This is a genomic window from Alistipes sp. ZOR0009 (assembly GCF_000798815.1).
GTDB lineage: Bacteria > Bacteroidota > Bacteroidia > Bacteroidales > ZOR0009 > Acetobacteroides.
This window is the reverse complement of the sequence record NZ_JTLD01000119.1, coordinates 75,818-95,086: the sequence shown is the minus strand read 5'-3', so window position 1 is coordinate 95,086 and position 19,269 is coordinate 75,818. Positions and strand designations below refer to the sequence as shown.

The window sequence follows — 19,269 nt, the reverse complement described above, 5'->3', positions numbered from 1 at the left end:
AATTATTCCTCCTCAGGTTTAGCTCGGAGAGAGTCCCAGATAAAGTATCCGATAATGGCGGCATACATTACAACTGCGAGAATTTCTGCACCGTGGCTCTCGGCCCATCCTTTTAGGGTTAGATTTGTTCCCGCAAAACGAATGATGGCACTTACAACACCCATCAGTGCGCCACCTGCAATAAATCCGGAGGCAATTAACGTTCCTCTTTCCTTTCTTGCCTTGTTGATGGCTGGGTTTTTAGCGCGCGTTGCAACGAAATGGGCTACAAGTCCACCAATTAGTAATGGGGTATTTAGTTCAAGAGGAATAAACATTCCAAGAGCAAATGCTAGAGCTGGAACCCCAATCATAGTAAGGATAAGCGATAGAACTGCTCCTGCTCCGTAAAGCATCCAAGGCGCTGGTTGTCCAGACATCATTGGCTCAATTACGGCGGCCATCGCGTTGGCCTGTGGCGCTACAAGCGCACCTTCTCCTGAAAATCCGTAAGTTTTGTTTAGAACCATAATTACACCACCTACGGTAGCGGCGGACACTAGCGTTCCTAAAAATTTGTAAGTCTCCTGCTTGCGAGGGGTTGTTCCAATCCAGTATCCAATCTTAAGGTCGGTAATAAATCCGCCAGCCATTGAGAGTGCTGTACAAACAACGCCGCCAATAACGAGGGCTGCAACCATCCCTGATGTTCCTTTAAGTCCAACAGCAACCAAAATTCCTGAAGAGATAATTAGAGTCATAAGGGTCATCCCCGATACGGGGTTGGTGCCTACAATGGCGATAGCGTTAGCGGCAACGGTGGTAAAAAGGAAGGCTATAATCATTACAATTACTAAACCAACAAGAGCAAATGTTAGGTTTTGAACAACTCCCAGCTGGAAAAATACGAAAATGAGAATGGCGGCAACGATGGTTCCTATTGCAATGAACTTCATGGGAAGATCGAGTTGCGTGCGAGGTTGATTTTTATTAGACGTGTGCTTTCCTCCAAGTTCTTTCCCAGCCAATCCAATAGCATTTTTGATGATGCCAGAAGAGCGAATAATTCCGATGATTCCAGCCATGGCAATACCTCCAATTCCAATATTACGTACCTAAGAACGGAAGATTTCTTCGGCTGACATTTGGCTTAGCAATTTCACCACATTCGCACCAACGGCTAGTGTTTGTCCATCGGCAAAGTATGATATAATAGGGATAAGCACGAACCAAGCAACAAATGAACCCGCGCAGATAATTGCCGCATACTTAAGCCCGATAATGTAGCCAAGGCCAAGAAGTGCGGAGCCAACGTTTACTTTAAATACCATTTTAGCCTTGTCGGCAAGTTCTGCTCCTGCAGGGATTATACGGGTTGTAACAACTTCGCTCCATGCTCCGAAGGTGGCAACAATAAAGTCGTACAGTCCACCAACTAAACCTGCCACTACAAGCACTTTTGCCTGGTTTCCTCCTTTTGCACCCGATACAAGAACTTCAGTCGTAGCTGTAGCCTCAGGGAATGGGTATTTCCCGTGCTGATCTGATACAAAGTATTTACGGAATGGAATTAAAAAAAGAATCCCGAGTACACCTCCAAAAAGCGAGGATAGGAATACCTCCAAAAAATTAACTGTTAGTTCAGGATATTTTGCCTGAAGAATATAGAGTGCAGGAAGCGTAAAGATCGCTCCAGCAACAATTACTCCTGAGCAGGCTCCGATGGATTGTATGATTACGTTTTCTCCAAGCGAATTTTTTCGTCCAAGTACGGTCGAAAGGCCGACAGCAATAATGGCAATTGGAATTGCCGCTTCAAAAACTTGCCCGACTTTGAGGCCTAGATAGGCTGCTGCTGCAGAGAAGATGATTGCCATTACAACTCCCATGAGAAGAGAGTAGGTTGTAACTTCAGGGTAGCTTTTTTGCGGAGATAGGATAGGCTCGTAAGCCTCACCTTCACCTAGTTCGCGATAGGCATTTTCTGGTAACCCTTTTGGTTTTTCGTCAGTGTCTGTATGCATAGTGTTAAGTTTTCAAATGATTTGCCAATATAGCAAATACTCTTTCTGGTTGCTATTATGATGGTTAGATTTTATAACACTTCAAAACTTGCGGTTGAGCTTTATTTATGTGTTACACATGAACTAGTTTTTGTCGCTTTTGTCTTATATGTACAATGGCACATATTCAGGCGATTCTCACTTGATTAATGCTTTTGGGATGTAGATTTTGTGTTGAAGGAGGAGCATTATTATGAGAAGGCTATTTAAAATGGTAGGTTTTATGCTACTGTTAGTGGCTACCTATCAACGTTCTTTTCCACAGCGTTTTCCCGTATTCGCCAATTTATCAGTTGGTCCATCTTTTGCGGTGGGAGATTTTGCAAGTAAAAATTCCAATTCAGGAGGTTTTGCCAAAACAGGTTTTAATGTTCTGCTTAATGGTGGAGTTTTGTTTAATAGCAACTTCGGTTTTGGGGTTATGGCCAATGCAACTTTCTCTAAAATGTCAGATTCTAATTGGGGGGATAATCCAAAATATCTTTACAATGCTTTGTTGGTGGGGCCTGTATTTAGCGTTCCCGCTTCTCAAAGAGTAAGAATCGATATGCGGATGATGGGAGGGTATTCTCAGCTTCAAATAAATGATGGCTTTGCGATGGATGTCTCTGGCTGTGGTTTTTCTTATGATGCAGGGGTTAGCTTACGTTGTTTTATAGGAACGCATTGGACAGTTAATGCCTCTTTAGATTATTTTGATGCGAAAATAAAGTATCGGTACGACTATGGAGAGCAAAAGGTGCAGGCGTTAAATATAACTTTTGGTGCAGGATTTAATTTTTAATAGTTTGATTTTAATGTTACATAATTTTGATTATGTGATTGTTGTGCTGTGAGTAATTGAAGTTGTTGTGTCTTTTTGTTATTAATTTCATATTCTTTAGATGGCGGCTTGTAGGCAAGATTTATAACAAGGATCTTGCCTACAGTTTGTTTGTATACGAATGATTATTGAAAAATGAAGGTTGTGCTGAAAAAAGTTCTATGTTAAATGCTAATATTTGAGTTTAAAAAAGTATTATTGTGAGTTCGATAATCTAACTTAAAAATTAACTAAACATGGAACTTAACGAAGTAAAACAAGCCATTCAAAAGTGGGATTCAGTAAGGAATTCTGCAGAACAAGCCCTCTCTTACTTAAATCAAGGTGCTTGTGTAATTATTAACCGTCAGCAATTCGAGGTTTGGAACCAAAATGCCCCTAGCGAGCTTCATGCATATATCGGGATTTTTGGTGAAGAACTAAAGTTCATCTTTGTTGATAGTGAGTCTAGCAAAGATATTGCTGCAAATACTGATCGTATTTTTGCACAACCTTATCTTCCAAGTCTAGACATCTTGGATGGAAACTTTATAGACAATGCTGTAAACGGCAGTATTACAGTAATGGATGCCTTAAAACGTATTATGCGTTGGAATACCACCATGGATGCTTGGGTTAGCAATCAGGTTAACACCGAGGCAGGTTTGTTTAAGGCTTTCATAATTCCGTTTAGCAACCTTGTTAGTCACTTTGCCGAAGCAGGAGTAGAGGAAAGCATGTTTGTTTTTGGTCTTAATGGAGATGCCGCAGATTTGATGCTTTGGGGCGTAACTATGGCTCCTAAAGCAAAACATATGGAGGGAAGAATGCGGACAACTGCTTTTGCTGCTGCTCAATCTAGGGATGGTGTGCCTGTTGAGGATTTTACTAGTCCTGTTCCTCCTTTTAGACCTAATGAGATGACTCTGTTTTAATGTTTAAATCTCTTTTTGCGATAACGTTGATTTCTCCCATAATTCTTATATTGGGAATTGCTATTGGGATCTATTGTAGAAAGCATCTTACAGGATGCTTTCGTTTATTGTTGTTATATCTAATTCTTGGCTTTGTAACAGAAGTTATGTCCAAATATTTTGGATCTTTTTCTAATTTAAAATATAATCTATTCTTAATTCCAATATATGCATTGTTGGAGTTGTTGCTGTTTTCAATATTGTATTACAAGCATGTAGTTAAAAGTAAAAATAGATATTTTTTATATTTTATTTTTGTCTTGCTAGGCTTAATATTGATTGATTTATCTCGAATTGGAAGTATGTTTAATGCGTCTAGCTTTCAATCTTATGGTAAGGTTATTGCAGATGCTGGTATTGTTATTTTCTGTTTGATCTACTATTTAGATGTTGTTAAAGGTAAGATAAAGCCGACATTTGAACTTAATGTACTTAATGCTGCAAGTCTCATTTTCTTTTCACTAAACTTGATTATTTTTTTGGCAATTAATTTTTTGGTAAATGCAAATTAAGGTATTGTAATGTTTTTTTGGTTTTTTAATCTTACCATTGTTTGTCTCTACTACATAATAATAATTTATCTAATATGGCGGAATGGCAAGACCCGCAAGTCTTTGCGTTTGGTTTAGGAATAGCGCTACTATTTGTTGTGCTTTTGGTTGGGAGCATTATTGTTATTACCAGAAGTTACATAAAGAGGGTTGTTGCCGAGCAACGGAAATTTGTAAAGGCAAAAATGGAGCATCAGCAGGAGTTGCTATGGAATAGTGTTCGGGTGCAGGAAAAGGAGCGAAATAGGATCGCTTCAGATCTTCATGATGAGCTTATTTCTAAGTTAACGGTTCTTACCTATGCTTTGCAAATGAAAAGCGATAAGGTTAATCCTGCTGAATTGTTGGGGAATTCAATTACGATAGCGCGTAGAATTACTCACGATTTACGTCCACCATTGCTGGAGCAAACGACGTTATGCGAGCTGATAGATGATTTTATGTCACCTCTAAAGTCGGCGTACGCTTTAGATTGCCACTATAGCTATTGTCGAGAAGTTGACTTGAATGCAGAGGTGAAGCTGCAGCTGTTTCGAATTGTTCAGGAGGTTATTAATAATGCGCTAAAGCACGCAAAGGCATCTACTCTTTTTGTGAGGGTTCATCTATTTAAGGAAAGTATTGCTCTTGTCGTAGGTGATAATGGTGTTGGTTTTGATGTCGATATTCAAGCAAAAGGACTAGGCTTGAAAAATATTGAACTCCGAGCTCAGCTTTTAAAGGCTTCTTGGAAATTTAAATCTATTAAAGGGAGAGGATCTCGCTTTTTATTGGTGTTCAAGATTGATGCTAAGAGTTAATTAGCTAACTTTCTCCCATAATTTAATATTGCTGAAAATTTAATGGTACTCGTATGCGGACTTATTGTGTTAGGCATCGGTGTGGAGTGCTACTAAAAATTATTTAGATGACTAATAATGGGGGTGAAGCAATTAAAATTGCTATTGTTGATGACGAAGCGCTGATTACTACGCTTCTTGCCGAGTATTTTTCTAGATACGATGGGTTAAAAGTTCTTTATACTGCTTCTAGTGGAGAAGAAATTATAAAGTTGCTCCAAACGAAAAAGCCAACTCCTGATGTGATATTGCTAGATCTTCAAATGGGCGGTATGGACGGTATGGAAGCAGCCTCTGCTTTAAAGCAAGATCATCCGAACTTAAAAATTGTAATCATATCATCCCATTACAAAAAGTCATTTATGGGATACATGCTTAAGTTGGGTGTAAATGCATTTCTTCCTAAGGGAATCGCACCCAACCTTCTTGTAGAGGCAATTCTTGAGGTGCAGGCAAAAGGATTTTACTTTATGAACGAGCAGGTTGAGGTTATGAGAAACCAAATATCCTCGAATGTGCCAGAACCTGCGCTGACAACGGAAGAGTCTTTATCGGACAGGGAGGTGGAAATTCTTAAGCTGATTTGCCAGCAGCTAACGGCCCAGCAAATTGCTGATAAACTGTTCATCACAAAAAGGACAGTGGAAGGTCATAAGGGGAATCTTTTGCTTAAAACAGGGGCGAAAAATACGGCTGGACTAGTTGTATATGCCATCCAGAAGGGCATTATTAGTATTGACGAATGTCTCTTTGCCCAATAATCAACTGTATCGTAGTATTCTAAATTAAGGGGCGAAGGGCTCCTTTTTTTGCCCCGTATTTTTACCTCTTTTGCAAAAACAGGTATTTTCTACCTAGAAGAGAGGGGGCTTTTTGCGCACCTTTGTCTTGTTCTCAAAACACAGCAACAGCAAAAACGACACCCTGTTTTTAGATTGTTTGCATGATTTTTTTGAGGCGATTAATTGGTATATTATAGATAATACTTTAAGAATAAGAAGATTTTGTATCAACGGCAGTGTTAAATTTAATTTAGCGATAAGGCATTACGAAATCCGTGATGCCTTATTTTTTTCTATAAGATTTTCGCTATTCCTTGTTTTTAGATCTTTTCCTGATTGCGGTAAATACTCGGGGAAAATATTTTCCATGGAGCGAAACATGTTTTTAAGAGCCGCTCTATTCAAATTCTTTATCTGCGACATGATATTCCGAATTTCTTGCCTTTTTGTTTTGTCGTCGTGGGGACAAACTTTTATGGATGCAGGGTAGTCGCGTAGCGATATGTAGGCAAGCACATCATCTTCTGTAAGGCATAGAAGCGGGCGGATAAGCTCTACCTTATTGTCGAGCATGGAGAGCGAGCAGGGCATGGAGCTGAGAGTCCCGTGCCAAACCTGGTTCATGAGCATGGTTTGTACGGCATCGTCCATGTGATGGCCAAATGCCAGCTTTGTGCATTGCTGTGCGTGCAGGAGGTTAAAGATTAGCTTGCGTCGGGTCCATGAGCAAACGAAGCACATTCCCTTTTTCTTTTCCTCGTCGGTAGCGATGTCTTGGTGAACGATGTGCAGCGGAATGTTGAGCTTTTGGCATAGTGTAGCCATGTAATTCGTGTCGACTTCGTATCCTACATTATCTAGCGCAATGTGAACTGCGCTTACGGTTATGTTGTACGGTAGCCTACGCTTGCATTCGGACAAAATTTCGAGGAGAAGGTAGGAGTCTTTTCCTCCTGATAGGCCTACCATGATATGATCGTTATCGCATAGGAGGTTTACCTTGTAGATATACTGTATGACTTTGGCGCTGATCTTTTTAAAAGCCTTTTCTATCGCACGTTTTTCTACCGATTTCATAGCGCGCAAAGATAGAACGGAGATGCGCTTACTGGCTTAAAAAATTGGTAGACATCTTTATAAATAGCTAAACATTTTGTGTTTTATTCGGTTTTTAGCGAGACTTGAATGTTTAATACAAGCACTTCATCTTTGAAAACACGATTGAGCAACAATGAAGGAACTATTTGAGGGTGTCATCCATTTTAATCAGAAAGACTTTGAGGAGCACGAAGAACTATTTAAGGAGCTCGGAAAGAAGCAAAATCCGCATACGCTATTCATTGGTTGTGCCGACTCTAGGGTTGTGCCTAACCTGATAACGCGTACGCTACCTGGTGAACTTTTTGTGGTTCGGAACATCGCCAACATAGTGCCCATGTACCGCGAGAGCGGGGAGTATCTGGCCACCACTTCGGCCATCGAGTTTGCGCTGATGATCCTAAACGTGAAGAGCATCGTTATATGCGGCCATTCGAACTGCGGCGGCTGCAAGGCGCTATTTATGGAGCCAGACGAGCTGGTTACCGTTCCGCATATGCGGAAGTGGCTCGAACTTTCGGCGTGCGTGAAGCCTCAGGTGATGAAGATGATGAACGGAGAGGATAACCTTGCCAAGCGCGAATGGCTGACCGAGCAGGTTAACGTAGTTCACCAGCTGCGCCATCTGATGACTTACCCAACGGTAAAGAAGAAGGTTAAAAGCGGTGAACTTAATGTGTACGGTTGGCACTACATCATCGAAACGGGAGAGGTGTTTAACTACAACTTTGCAACGGAAACCTTCGAAAAAATAGAGTAGCAGTTGTACGTGCTGAGCTAGAGAGGCTATGGGAGTTATTCCATGGCCTTTTTTTATAAAATTGGATAAAAATTTGCTTTTTAGAATAAAAGCTTCTACAATTGTAGAAGTAAAACTACAAATGTAGAATATGAAGTTGACTAAGACAGAAGAGCAGCTGATGAACATTATCTGGGAGAAGGAAAAAGTCTTTATGAAAGATATTCTAGAGATTTTGCCAGAGCCCAAACCTGCAGCAACTACCGTTGCAACTCTTTTAAAGCGTATGGCGGATAAAGGTTTTGTTGGATTTGAGGTATATGGAAATTCGCGAGAGTACCGACCTTTGGTTCAAAAAAAGGACTACTTCTCCAAACATATAAAGGGACTTATTAAAAGCTACTTCGGAAACTCCGTCTCTCAGTTTGCCTCATTTTTTACCGCTGAGGCAAACCTTTCGAAGAAGGAGCTGGAGGAACTAAAAAAGATCGTTGACGAACAGCTAAAAAATAAGAAGTGATGCTGCTCTACCTGCTTAAACTGACGCTTATGATGGCGCTGCTATTAGCGGTGTACCATTTATTTCTTAGTCGAGAACGTTTGCTCCGTTTTAGTCGATGTTATTTGATGGGGGCACTTATTTTGTCGCTAGTAGTTCCGCTTATTCATTTCGAAATACAACCATCCTCTTTACCAGCCATTAGTAGCAATCGCATTGTGGAAAGGATGATGTTGAGCACCGATGTGTTACCACTTAACTCTGCGGTAGCGGAAGACTCGCGAGGTATTAAGGTTGATTTTGGGCTGATTGCTTTGGCCCTCTATCTGCTCGGTGCTGCGGTAATGTTGGGTCGATTGGTGGCTAATGTTGAGGCAATGCTGCGCTTAATTAGGACGAGTCTGCATCTGAAAAATGAACGAGCAACCATTGTCCTTGTTGATGATCTGATTTCTCCATTTAGCTTTTACAGGTACATTTTTGTTCATAAGATCGACTATCAGGAAGGAAATGTGGCTTCGGAGATCATCAGCCACGAGATGACCCACGTTTGTCAGCGGCACTCGCTAGACGTGCTGCTGCTGGAGTTGCTGCAGGTTGCCCTGTGGTTTAATCCGCTTATTTATCTCTATAAAAAGCAGGTTAAACTCACGCATGAATACCTTGCCGATGAGCATGTGATTACTCATCATCAAGACGTACATAAATACCAGCATTTGCTGCTGGATACGATATTCCGGAAGAATACCCCAAGCTTGGTAAGTAACATTGGATTTTCACTTACAAAAAAACGATTAATTATGATGACAAGGAAAACATCTTTACACAAAAAAGTGCTGCTAGGATTTATTTGTATTAGTATAGCGACATTGCTTACTACCTCTATGTGTGTGGTATCAGCACAAGCAAAAGAGGGGGCTGTTGATCCTCAAACTCAAAATAGGGGTCGAGTTGCTTCAGGCAAACCTCAGCCTTATCTGATTAAAATAATTCGAAATGATGCGGCAAATGGTGCTTCTGTTGTGGCTAAGGTCACAAAAGATAATGGCAAAACATGGTGTAATTTAACCGATCTTTCGAAGGAAGAACTTGAAGGTTTGGAGAAAGAGTGGATGAAGCGATTTGAACTCAAAGTTCCAACTAATGCACAAATGAAGGAGTGGAGTAATACGTCTACTTTTGGTCTATGGATAGATGGTAAGCATTATGCTGATAATGGCATCTTGTCGAAACACCAAAATACAGATTTCAAAAGCTACACTTTGTCGCGGTTGGCTAAAAATGCAAAGCATGGAGTAAATAAGGGTAAATCCTTTCAACTTGACTTGATGACAAACTCTGCTTATGAGGAGAAGATGAAAAATCTGAAAGATAAATTTCAGAGATTAAAGGATGGAGACCAAAGTGTTTTGAATGAGTTATTGTTTTAAAGTTGCTTCAAAATAATTGTATTACCCTTGTAGGCATTTATTCCTGCAAGGGTTTTTTTTATTGGTAATCCGCTGGCGTATTGTAATAACCTTGACCAAGTGAACCAGGTTGCCCGAATTCGAGCCCTTGATGTAATGTTTCGTAAGCACATCTGTTGAGGTGCTCCTTTTGCTGCAAGGTGTTGGAAGTGCGAGCGTAATTTTACTGTTGCGGTTTCAATGTTGCAGAAAAGCATCTGTAATTGTGCTACTGTTGCTGCAATGTAGTAGAAAAACAAGTGTATTTCTACTACTGTTGCTACAATATTGGGGATAGGGCTATCAATACAAAAAGGCGAAGTTTACGAGCTCCGCCTTTTTGCTATCTAAAATTTAACGTGTACGACTAGTGTCTCATGCTCTCAAAGAAATCGTTGCCCTTGTCATCTACAATGATGAAGGCAGGGAAATTCTCCACTCGAATTTTACGAACGGCCTCCATGCCCAGTTCGGGGAAGTCAACCACCTCTACGCTCTTGATGCTATCCTTAGCAAGGATGGCGGCTGGACCACCAATTGAGCCAAGGTAGAAACCTCCGTGCTTCTTGCAGGCGTCGGTTACCTCCTTAGAGCGGTTACCCTTAGCGACCATAACCATCGAACCACCTAGGCTTTGGAATAGGTCTACGTAGCTGTCCATACGGCCTGCGGTAGTTGGCCCAAAACTGCCCGAAGCCATTCCTGTTGGCGTTTTTGCTGGACCAGCATAGTAAACAGGATGCTTTTTGAAGTACTCGGGCATTGGCTGTCCGGCATCAATCATCGCCTTGATTTGCGCGTGGGCAATGTCGCGGGCAACGATAAGGGTTCCCTTAAGGTTGAGGCGGGTTTTGATTGGATACTTGGTTAACTCGGCAAGCACCTCCTCCATTGGACGGTCAAGGTCGATTTCTACGGCAGGAGCCAGGTAAGGAGCCTCGGTAGGAAGGAATCGGCGAGGATTTTTCTCCAGCTGCTCTAGGAAGATACCCTCTTCGGTAATCTTTCCCTTGATGTTGCGGTCCGCGCTACAGCTAACGCCCATTCCTACGGGGCACGATGCCGCGTGGCGTGGAAGACGGATGACGCGAACGTCGTGTACAAAGTATTTTCCACCAAATTGAGCACCGATACCCGACTTTTGGCAAATTTCCTTCACCTTAGCTTCCCACTCTAGGTCGCGGAATGCCTGTCCCCCCTCGTTGCCCGAGGTTGGTAGATGATCGAGGTAGCCAGCCGAAGCCTTCTTAACGGTGGCTAGGTTCATTTCTGCCGAAGTACCGCCAATAACGATGGCCAGATGGTAGGGTGGGCAGGCCGATGTGCCTAGGTCGTTAATCTTCTCCTTGATAAACTTGGTTAGCGAAGCCTCGTTGAGCAGCGCCTTGGTTTGCTGGTAAAGGAAGGTCTTGTTACCCGAACCACCACCCTTGGTGATGAACAGGAACTCGTACTTGTTGCCCTTTTCGGCGTATAGGTCTATTTGAGCAGGAAGGTTGGTTCCTGTATTCTTCTCCTCGGTCATGGTAAATGGCACCACCTGCGAGTAGCGCAGGTTACGGTCGCGGTAGGTTTCGAAGATACCCTTCGAAAGGTGCTCTGCATCCTCTACGTTGGTCCAAACGCCCTCGCCCTTCTTTCCGATTACGATAGCGGTACCGGTATCCTGGCAGGTTGGCAGCTCGCCTTCGGCGGCAACCACTTGATTAAGCAGCATGGTGTAGGCCACGAAGCGGTCGTTGTCTGTAGCTTCTGGATCGTCGAGTATGGCACGAAGGCTGGTGAGATGAGAGGCGCGGAGGTAGAACGAAACGTCGGCTATAGCCTCGCGGGCGATTAGCTGAAGTGCCTCTGGGGCAACCTTCAAAATCTTGCGGCCATCAACCTCGATGGTCGATACGTAGTCTTTGGTAAGTAAACGATACTCGGTGGTATCTTCCTTTATCGGGAAAGGTTTTTGATAGATGAATTCTGCCATTGCTTCCTCATTTATACGTCCCGCACGAGGGGCGTCGGTTTTTATTTTGTTTTTAGATTCACAAAGATAGCAGTTAATAAATCAGCTTGTCCATTTTTAATGCTGCCTTACAACATTAAAGAGGATGTCTTTGGCAGTAAAGTTTCATGAAATACTTGACTTTATTCGCAAGTATTTATTAACTTGTGCTAAATACTTGGCGGCATACCGACCAATATTGCCGTAAAAGTGTTAAAGAAAGATACAACAGCCTTGACTTAATTATTGATGCTATGAAAGTTTTTAATTGGATTGGTTTTTCTATTCTTATTCTTTTCGCTCTTGTTCTTATAGTAGCTGCATTTGCTCCTAGCCGCGTTGAGATGAAGGCGAGCGCTACCATTAATGCTCCAGATAGCGTGGTTTTTGGAATGGTAAATAACCTGCATGCCTGGGAGCAGTGGTCGCCATTTGCCGAAGGAGACTCTACAATGGAAAATCAGTTTCACGGGCCAGATGCAGGAGTGGGCGCGCAGATGTTTTGGACCAGCAAAAAGCAGGGCGATGGAATGATGATTATTACCCGATCGGAGCCATATAGGCGCATTGTTTTTGCTCTCGATTTTATGAAAAACGGGCAGGCTTCGAGCGAGTGGATCTTCGAGAAGCAGGGGAAAGGGGTTAAGGTTACCTGGTCTACCACTGTCGAGGGATTATCATATCCGATGGGGCGCATTATGGGACTATTTATGAACGGCATGATGCAGGATAGCTACGAGAGAGGCTTTAAAAATATCTCGTCTATTTGCGAGGAAGGGATGTAGCCACCTGCTTCATTTCTCCTTATTTTGGGTTGGCCGCTGTTTTGCAGCGGCTTTTTTCGTTGTGCCCCCTAATTAACTTTTTATATTTGCATCCATTAACATCTAACTAAATAATGGGAACGAAAAGTAAATTTACCATACCCAATAACTTTGTTATTGTTTTTTGGATTATCCTTATTTGCGCCACGCTGACGTGGTTTTTGCCAGGAGGCGAGTATGTGAAAGCAGCCGATGGCACGGTAACCTTTAATCAGGTAGAGAGCGTTCCGCAAACCTACCAAATTTTCACCTCGTTTTTTGCTGGATTCGAGAAGGGGGCTGGGATCATCATCTTTATTTTGGTGGTAGGCGGTGCCTTTTGGGTCGTTAACTCGAACGGTGCTATTGATGTGGGGATTTACTCCTTTCTTCGCCGCTCGAAAGGTTGGGAGCGATTTTGGCTTGTGCGCAAGCTGGGTGTAAATAATGTAATCATGGTAAGCATTATGATTATTTTTAGCCTTTTTGGAGCAGTATTTGGGATGAGTGAGGAGACTATTGCCTTTGCGGTGGTTATTATTCCGCTTGCTATTTCGATGGGCTACGATTCGCTAGTCGGGTTAGGGCTTGTGTACGTGGCCGCTCACACCGGATTTGCAGGTGCCATGCTAAATCCTTTTACCATTGGTATTGCGCAGGAGCTATCAGGCATTCCACTGTTCTCGGGGTTGGAGTACCGTTTTGTGGTATGGATGATTTTAAATGTTGCCCTGCTAATTTTTATTCTTAGTTATGCGGCCAAGATAAAGAAGGATCCTAAAAAATCGATAGTATATGAGGAGGACGAGTTTTGGCGTAAACGCTTTAGTGAAGAAAAATCTCATGTGGAGTATAGCACTCCCAAAACGGCTTGGATTGCCTTTGGACTAAGCATGATCGCTCTTATTGTTTTCGCTATCGTTTATCCTACAACTACCATTGTGGTGGGAAAAACGCAGCTGGCGCCGCTTCCTATTATTCCTATATCAGTGGTGATGTACGCGATTCTTTGCGTACTAAGCTTGCGTAAATCGGTACATTTTTTCATTCTGCAGCTGTTGGCTTTTACCATTGTTTACCTTATTGTTGGGGTAATGGGTTACGGTTGGGGAATAGATAAAATAGCCGGACTCTTTTTTGCAATGGGAATTTTAAGCGGAATAGCTATCGGATATAATGCCAACGAGCTGGTAAAGCAGTTTATGGACGGGGCTAAAGATTTTATGTCGGCAGCGCTGATTGTTGGATTTGCTGGTGGAATAATTGTTATACTAAAAGATGGTAAGGTGGTTGATACCATTCTTCACGGTTTGTCGTCGACGCTTGGCGCCTACGGAAAAATTGCAGCTACCGAAACTATTTATGGGATCATCACCCTAATTAATTTAATTATGCCATCGGGTAGCGCAAAAGCAGCTCTTACCATGCCAATATTTGCCCCATTTTCCGATATCGTGGGCATCTCGCGTCAATCAACAGTGATGGCTTTCCAGCTGGGTGGCGGTTTTACCGAAATGATTACCCCTATATCTGGTGTGCTGATTGGTGTTTTGGGAGTAGCAAAGGTTCCTTACGCTAAATGGATACGTTGGGTATTGCCCTACATTGTAGTGGTAGTTATTATTGGAGCGCTGCTGCTTATACCAACAGTAACGATGAACCTAAGTGGTTTTGAGCAGAATATTCACCTTGCCAAGTAGGTTGGCTAACGTATATGGAAGAGGCGCAGAAAGAAACTGCGCCTCTTTTTTATTGTTGATTACGTTTATCGCTTGCAAATTACGTTGTAGGGACAATATTTTCGACACATTTGAGCAGGATCTCCCGTTTGATCGAAGGGTTGGGTGGCTCCAAAAAGATCGGTTAAGGCTAGATTTAGGTACTGAAGGTACTCCTCCTTATGGTCAAAATAGTTTTCGATAGTTGTTTTATTTCGTCCTTCCTTAATCGCAAGATAGGGGTCAAAATCGTTGGTTTGGATACCACGTACGAAGTAGAGCGCTGGTTTTATATTGTGGGCTTTTCCTTCGCTGGCGATGTCAAACATCAACGAGTAAAGGAATGTTTGCATGGAGCCTGCATACTTTTGTGTATCCTTCCCAATAAACATTTTTTCGAAAGAAGTAAAGGTGTTTTTGTCCTTGTAGGCTCCTGTTTTATAGTCCACAATTCGGGTTATACCGCCTAGCCGGTCTACGCGGTCGAGGCGTCCTTTTAGGCAAAGCTGCCTGCTTTCTCCATCAACAGTAAAAGGATAAAAAGCTTTAAGATCTTGCTCTAGCGCTACCATTTGGAGCTGCATGCCGCTGCGTATAAGCGAGGCATCGTAGCGAAGTATTCCTTGGAGATATTTGGACACGACTCTTCGTACTAGCAAAAATTTGCCATTCATCTTTAAAAGGGATTTTCCCTCCTCGCTACGGATAAACTCTTTGGCAAAGGCGGCGTCTATTATTTCGCCGATTAGCAGCTCATTTTTGGCGATCGATTCTAGCTGTTCCGCGGTTAGCGGGTTTTTGCCCATGTCACTGTAGATTTTGTCCACAGCCTCGTGCAGTATTTTTCCAAATATTTGGTTGCTGATATCTTCCTCTACATCGTCTTGCTCCTTAATGCCAGCCACATAGTTGAAATAAAATTTAAGCCTGCACGTTAGGTAGGACGAAAGAGCACTCGGCGAGAGGGTTCGGCTACCGCTTCCATTTATGTAGGTGCGTAGCTTTTCCATTACCTCTGGACTTTTATCGATGGTTATTGGAGAGGTTGTTTTAAAACCTAGCGTATAGCCAATACTTTGCTCGGTTATCGCTAGCCCACTTTCAAACTTAAGCTGCTGTAAAAAGCGGCTCATTTCTCCAGTACTGCGTTCGTCGGCTTTGGTGTTGTATAGTAGCTTGATATTTTTTGCACGCTGTAGCAGCCGGTAGAAATAGTATGCGTACATGGATTCCTGCTGCTCGTAGGTGGGCATGCCAAATGCTCGTTTGATGCTGTAGGGAACAAAAGAGGGCTGTTGTGCTACAGCTGGGAATCGGTCGTCGTTTAGCGATAGGATAATCACATTTTCGAAGTCGAGGTTACGTGTTTCTAGAATACCCATTAGCTGTAGTCCTGCTACAGGAAATCCCTCGAACGGAATACGGATACCGCTAAGCGCTTTTCTTACTAAGCTGATGTAGACTTGTAGCGATATATCCATTCCCTCACGTAGTAATGCAGAGTGCAGCTTGCGTAGGGATACAATAGTCGTGTTGATAAATTCGGTGTAGTGTATTGATTGCTCATTTTTTTGCTCATGTTCGCGGTTGAGCAGCTCTTCAAGTATGGATATTAGTGCAGCAGACAGAGCTTTGTAGCTAACTTTCCCTTCTTTACCTTTATTGTTCGAGGCTTCTATTCCAAATATTGGTCCAATAATAGGAAGTTGCATAAGTTTCTGCTGCGTAAGGAATATCTGGTTTTCTTCTTTTATGGATGTTCGTATTTTGTCAAACTCTACAATGTTTAGTCCTTTTAGCAGCTGGTGGCCAACAATTGCAGCTACATCTTTATGGTAAAAGAAAATACCTTCGCTATTAGATTTTAGAGTTCGGTATAGCGAGAGTATATGCTCAATTAGAGAGTATACAGGTGTAATTTTGAGGGGGTATCCCATTGTTACGTTTACTGTTTCGATCTTGCCGCTAATTGCTTTATCATCTTCAGAGATGGCAGAAAGCACTGGTGTAAGTAGATTTTCGTCGGTAAAAATAATGGCAGTTTGTTCTGCTTTTCCTCCTGAACTAATTATGCTTGTGGCCAGTTCGGCTGCATATTTGGCCTGTACAGTGTCTGATGGGGTTGCAACTATATCAATACATTTACTGCTGTTAGAAAACAGTCCGTTAGGGTTCAGGTTGGTTGACTCAGGGAACATTTCAAGATTTTTACGCAGAAAAAGGCCTGCCTCTTGATCCTTATTGTTTACGTAGTAGCTATCGTAGTCGTAGTAAAATTCGGCATTCCGCTTTTTGAGATGGTCAAAAAGAACCTGCTCGCATCGATTTAGGGCATTGAATCCAGCAAATACGATCGGACCGTTTTTTTTAAATAGTTCTTCTCCAGCCTGTAGGCGTTCTGCCATGTCGCGGTATATCATTCCTGAATAGGCAATGCCTTGACTTCGTAATCGTTCGTTAAACCGGCGATATATGGGGAATAGCGCTTCCCATACGGATAAAAAGTGGCTTTGGTATTCCCGATTTTTTCCTTCAGAAGTTTCAAAAGCCTTCCAGAACGAGGCGATTAGCTCTTTTTGCTCACTGGTCAAGAAGGAGAAGTCGTCAGTTAGCACCTTTTCTTCGGCTAGGTTGCGAAACATCATTTCGGGGTCGACCAGATATTTATCGATACCATCAAAATCGTTTAGTAGAGCTTCTCCCCAAAAATAGAACTGATCAAAGGTTTCGTTGGACCGTTTTACCTCTTCAAAAACGCGGTATAGCTCAATTAGCAGTCGGTAGCTGTCGGCCACCTTAAGCTGCGTGTGCCCATGTATAAACTCGTCAATACCCACATAGTTAGGCTGCCATATAGGTTGATCTATCAATGCGGCTAAGCTGCGCGAAAAGTAGTAGCGTGCACGTCTAGAAGGGAATACAATGGTAAGCGTATGGATGTTATTGCCATATTTTTGATACAGAACTTGAGCTAGATCGGAGAGGAATGCGGTCATTTTGTAATCTCGTTTACGATGTAAGCGAAGATAGTAAAATGGGATGGGACTTAACTGTTGGGTATTATCTTTTTATGGTAGGATTTAACCCTCCATCTTTTTAAATAAAAAGGCAGTATGGACAGCACTTATTTTGAAGATTGTTAAGCTAAATATTGTAAATAAAATTTATTTATGCATATTTGGGACTGTGAAAAAGATGAGAGGGAAATCTTTAAATAGTCTCAGATATTTTTGTTTAACAATATAAATTTTAGAAAATGGAAACTCAAACTGGGCAAAAACCGCCTAAATCATGGCTGGTGGAATCTATTCTTGTAACGATTTTTTGTTGTTTACCTTTTGGTATTGTTGGTATCGTTAATGCTTCTCGAGTAGAATCTCGTTATTATGCTGGTGATATTGAGGGTGCTATGCGTGCTTCTCAGGAAGCTGGAAAATGGACGAAAGTTGCCTTCTGGCTGGGACTTGTAGTGGTAATATTATATGTTATTTTAGCAGTGGCAGGTGTTGCAACGAGTCTTTTCATGGCGCTATAGCCGTATAAAATGGATATTCGCTTTTTTGCTTTTTGTAATTTTTGTTTTTATATACAAAAATTACAATCCAAGCGGGGTTGATTTTTTTCCAAAATGCCCATTCCTTGTATTAACTGGGTTTAAGTGTCCAGGATGTGGTTCTCAAAGAGCAATTCACCATCTTTTGAATTTGGAAATTGGTCAGGCTTTTAGACAAAATCCTCTGTTAGTTATACTTATTCCATACGTTCTTGGAGGAATCTGGTTTGATATGACTAATAATTTGACACAACGGATGCTTGAAATTCGAAAAAAAATATACGGAGTTTATGCAATTTGGATAATGTTTACCGTTGTTCTTGCTTTTTGGATCTTTAGGAATATCTAAAATCATATTTTGTACTTCCGTAAAAATAGGCTGTATGAAAGCTCTTGCAGCCTGTTTTTTAGAACGTCGAAAAAAGGGCTATTTCTATTGATTGTTTGTGTTAAAATGTGTAGTTTGCGATTGTATTTCAAGGTCTAACTAATATTCTAATCACGTATGCTTTTATTCTCAACTGTCCTTTTAACGAAATCTTTAATTGCGAGAGCATCCTCTGGCTTGCTCTTATTGTAAGCCTGCTGAAGAATTTTTGTGTAAAGGAGACAACGAGTGTAAAAGGGAAAGAGAATGGGTGCTGAATTTCAATGCCATTCTGAAAACGAGCATCAACAAGGGATTTACCTTATTAACTTAAATGTTGAAGGTAACAGACATCCCAAAACAAGCAAGAGGCTCCGGGAAGAGCCTCTTGTTATTTGCTATAAGTAGTTTTAAGGTCTTTTTTAAACAAGACTACTTTGCTCCTAGAGGAAGAAGTTCCTTTCCGTAAACTTCATTCAGGATTTGTGCAACGCTGGCATACAGGGCCATTGCTCCGCAAAAAATTCCGACAACACCGGCAAGAACTTTAATAGATTCGTTGCCACTAAAGTCTGCAATTGCAAGTAGCGCAAATAGACCTACCAACGAACCAAATACAATTTGCATAACTCTGTTCATTCGGAGAGTTCCTATAAACATGAATGCAGAAAATATTCCCCATACAGATAAGAACCATCCCATTGAATCTGCAGTTGCCTTAAGTTCTGCGCCCATTTCGGTACGAGGAAGTAGCCATATTGCCACAAGGGTGATCCAAAAGAAGCCGTAAGCGGAGAAGGCGGTAGCCCCAAACGTGTTGTTTTTTTTGAACTCCATTACACCTGCAATTACTTGTGCTAGTCCTCCTACAAATATCCCCATGCCAATAATCATCGCATTTAATTCGTAGAAGCCCACATTGTGTAGGTTTAGGAGAATGGTAGTCATTCCAAAGCCAAGAAGCCCAAGAGGTGCGGGATTGGCGGTCGTGTCTTTTAGCGTAAGAACGCCGTCATTTTTTTCCATGATTAAATTTTAGGTTATGCCATCAGCGGCGC

16 protein-coding genes and 1 pseudogene are annotated in these 19,269 nt (G+C 41.9%); 12 read left to right on the top strand and 5 right to left on the bottom strand.

The window, feature by feature from the left end; translation table 11 throughout:
* Nucleotides 1-2 precede the first annotated feature (2 nt).
* Nucleotides 3-2,003 (bottom strand): annotated as a pseudogene (locus tag L990_RS17585) (OPT family oligopeptide transporter).
* Between the two features lie 262 nt (nucleotides 2,004-2,265).
* Here L990_RS17585 and L990_RS17580 point away from each other — a divergent pair.
* From L990_RS17580 to L990_RS17560, 5 genes are all read left to right on the top strand, one after another.
* Entirely contained in the window at nucleotides 2,266-2,826 is a 561-nt protein-coding gene (locus L990_RS17580) for an outer membrane beta-barrel protein (RefSeq protein ID WP_197057330.1), read from the top strand.
* Nucleotides 2,827-3,101: 275 nt separating this feature from the next.
* Nucleotides 3,102-3,779, top strand: coding sequence for a hypothetical protein (locus tag L990_RS17575; protein WP_047452131.1), 678 nt, complete (start codon nucleotides 3,102-3,104; stop codon nucleotides 3,777-3,779).
* 50 nt (nucleotides 3,780-3,829) lie between these two features.
* Nucleotides 3,830-4,330 (top strand): hypothetical protein, encoded by a 501-nt coding sequence (locus L990_RS17570; RefSeq protein ID WP_156121667.1) that lies wholly within the window; start codon nucleotides 3,830-3,832, stop codon nucleotides 4,328-4,330.
* Nucleotides 4,331-4,404: 74 nt separating this feature from the next.
* Entirely contained in the window at nucleotides 4,405-5,169 is a 765-nt protein-coding gene (locus tag L990_RS17565) for a sensor histidine kinase (RefSeq protein ID WP_047452127.1), read from the top strand.
* A 107-nt stretch (nucleotides 5,170-5,276) separates the two neighbouring features.
* Nucleotides 5,277-5,969 (top strand): response regulator transcription factor, encoded by a 693-nt coding sequence (locus L990_RS17560; RefSeq protein WP_047452125.1) that lies wholly within the window; start codon nucleotides 5,277-5,279, stop codon nucleotides 5,967-5,969.
* 285 nt (nucleotides 5,970-6,254) lie between these two features.
* Here L990_RS17560 and L990_RS17555 read toward each other — a convergent pair whose 3' ends face one another.
* Entirely contained in the window at nucleotides 6,255-7,067 is an 813-nt protein-coding gene (locus L990_RS17555) for an ATP-binding protein (RefSeq protein ID WP_052181127.1), read from the bottom strand.
* Between the two features lie 154 nt (nucleotides 7,068-7,221).
* Here L990_RS17555 and L990_RS17550 point away from each other — a divergent pair, with 154 nt between their 5' ends.
* The 3 genes from L990_RS17550 (at nucleotide 7,222) to L990_RS17540 (ending at nucleotide 9,756) form a co-directional block, all read left to right on the top strand.
* Entirely contained in the window at nucleotides 7,222-7,848 is a 627-nt protein-coding gene (locus L990_RS17550; protein ID WP_047452123.1) for a carbonic anhydrase, read from the top strand.
* A gap of 130 nt (nucleotides 7,849-7,978) precedes the next feature.
* On the top strand, nucleotides 7,979-8,347 hold the full coding sequence (locus L990_RS17545) for a BlaI/MecI/CopY family transcriptional regulator (protein ID WP_047452122.1): 369 nt from the start codon (nucleotides 7,979-7,981) through the stop codon (nucleotides 8,345-8,347).
* Nucleotides 8,347-9,756 carry a M56 family metallopeptidase gene (locus tag L990_RS17540; RefSeq protein ID WP_047452120.1) on the top strand — a complete coding sequence of 470 codons (1,410 nt, stop codon included), beginning with the start codon at nucleotides 8,347-8,349 and terminating at the stop codon, nucleotides 9,754-9,756. The genes L990_RS17545 and L990_RS17540 overlap by 1 nt, the downstream gene beginning before the upstream one ends.
* A gap of 385 nt (nucleotides 9,757-10,141) precedes the next feature.
* Here the strand turns inward: L990_RS17540 and L990_RS17530 are convergent, their stop codons facing one another.
* Nucleotides 10,142-11,752, bottom strand: coding sequence for a fumarate hydratase (locus tag L990_RS17530; RefSeq protein WP_047452117.1), 1,611 nt, complete (start codon nucleotides 11,750-11,752; stop codon nucleotides 10,142-10,144).
* 272 nt (nucleotides 11,753-12,024) lie between these two features.
* On the opposite strand from L990_RS17530, the gene L990_RS17525 reads away from it, so the two are divergent.
* Both L990_RS17525 and L990_RS17520 read left to right on the top strand, forming a co-directional pair.
* Nucleotides 12,025-12,555 (top strand): SRPBCC family protein, encoded by a 531-nt coding sequence (locus L990_RS17525; protein ID WP_047452115.1) that lies wholly within the window; start codon nucleotides 12,025-12,027, stop codon nucleotides 12,553-12,555.
* Nucleotides 12,556-12,668: 113 nt separating this feature from the next.
* Complete coding sequence (locus L990_RS17520) at nucleotides 12,669-14,273, top strand: YfcC family protein (RefSeq protein ID WP_047452113.1); 1,605 nt, start codon at nucleotides 12,669-12,671, stop codon at nucleotides 14,271-14,273.
* Nucleotides 14,274-14,338: 65 nt separating this feature from the next.
* Here L990_RS17520 and L990_RS17515 read toward each other — a convergent pair whose 3' ends face one another.
* Nucleotides 14,339-17,287 (bottom strand): PD-(D/E)XK nuclease family protein, encoded by a 2,949-nt coding sequence (locus L990_RS17515; protein WP_047452111.1) that lies wholly within the window; start codon nucleotides 17,285-17,287, stop codon nucleotides 14,339-14,341.
* Nucleotides 17,288-17,547: 260 nt separating this feature from the next.
* Here L990_RS17515 and L990_RS17510 point away from each other — a divergent pair, with 260 nt between their 5' ends.
* Both L990_RS17510 and L990_RS20640 read left to right on the top strand, forming a co-directional pair.
* Entirely contained in the window at nucleotides 17,548-17,826 is a 279-nt protein-coding gene (locus L990_RS17510; RefSeq protein ID WP_047452109.1) for a CD225/dispanin family protein, read from the top strand.
* Nucleotides 17,795-18,193: a DUF2752 domain-containing protein gene (locus L990_RS20640; RefSeq protein ID WP_081981788.1), complete on the top strand. Its 399-nt coding sequence runs from the start codon at nucleotides 17,795-17,797 to the stop codon at nucleotides 18,191-18,193. The genes L990_RS17510 and L990_RS20640 overlap by 32 nt, the downstream gene beginning before the upstream one ends.
* A 450-nt stretch (nucleotides 18,194-18,643) precedes the next feature.
* Here the strand turns inward: L990_RS20640 and L990_RS17500 are convergent, their stop codons facing one another.
* Nucleotides 18,644-19,237: an acetate uptake transporter gene (locus tag L990_RS17500; RefSeq protein ID WP_047452108.1), complete on the bottom strand. Its 594-nt coding sequence runs from the start codon at nucleotides 19,235-19,237 to the stop codon at nucleotides 18,644-18,646.
* Between the last annotated feature and the right edge of the window lie 32 nt (nucleotides 19,238-19,269).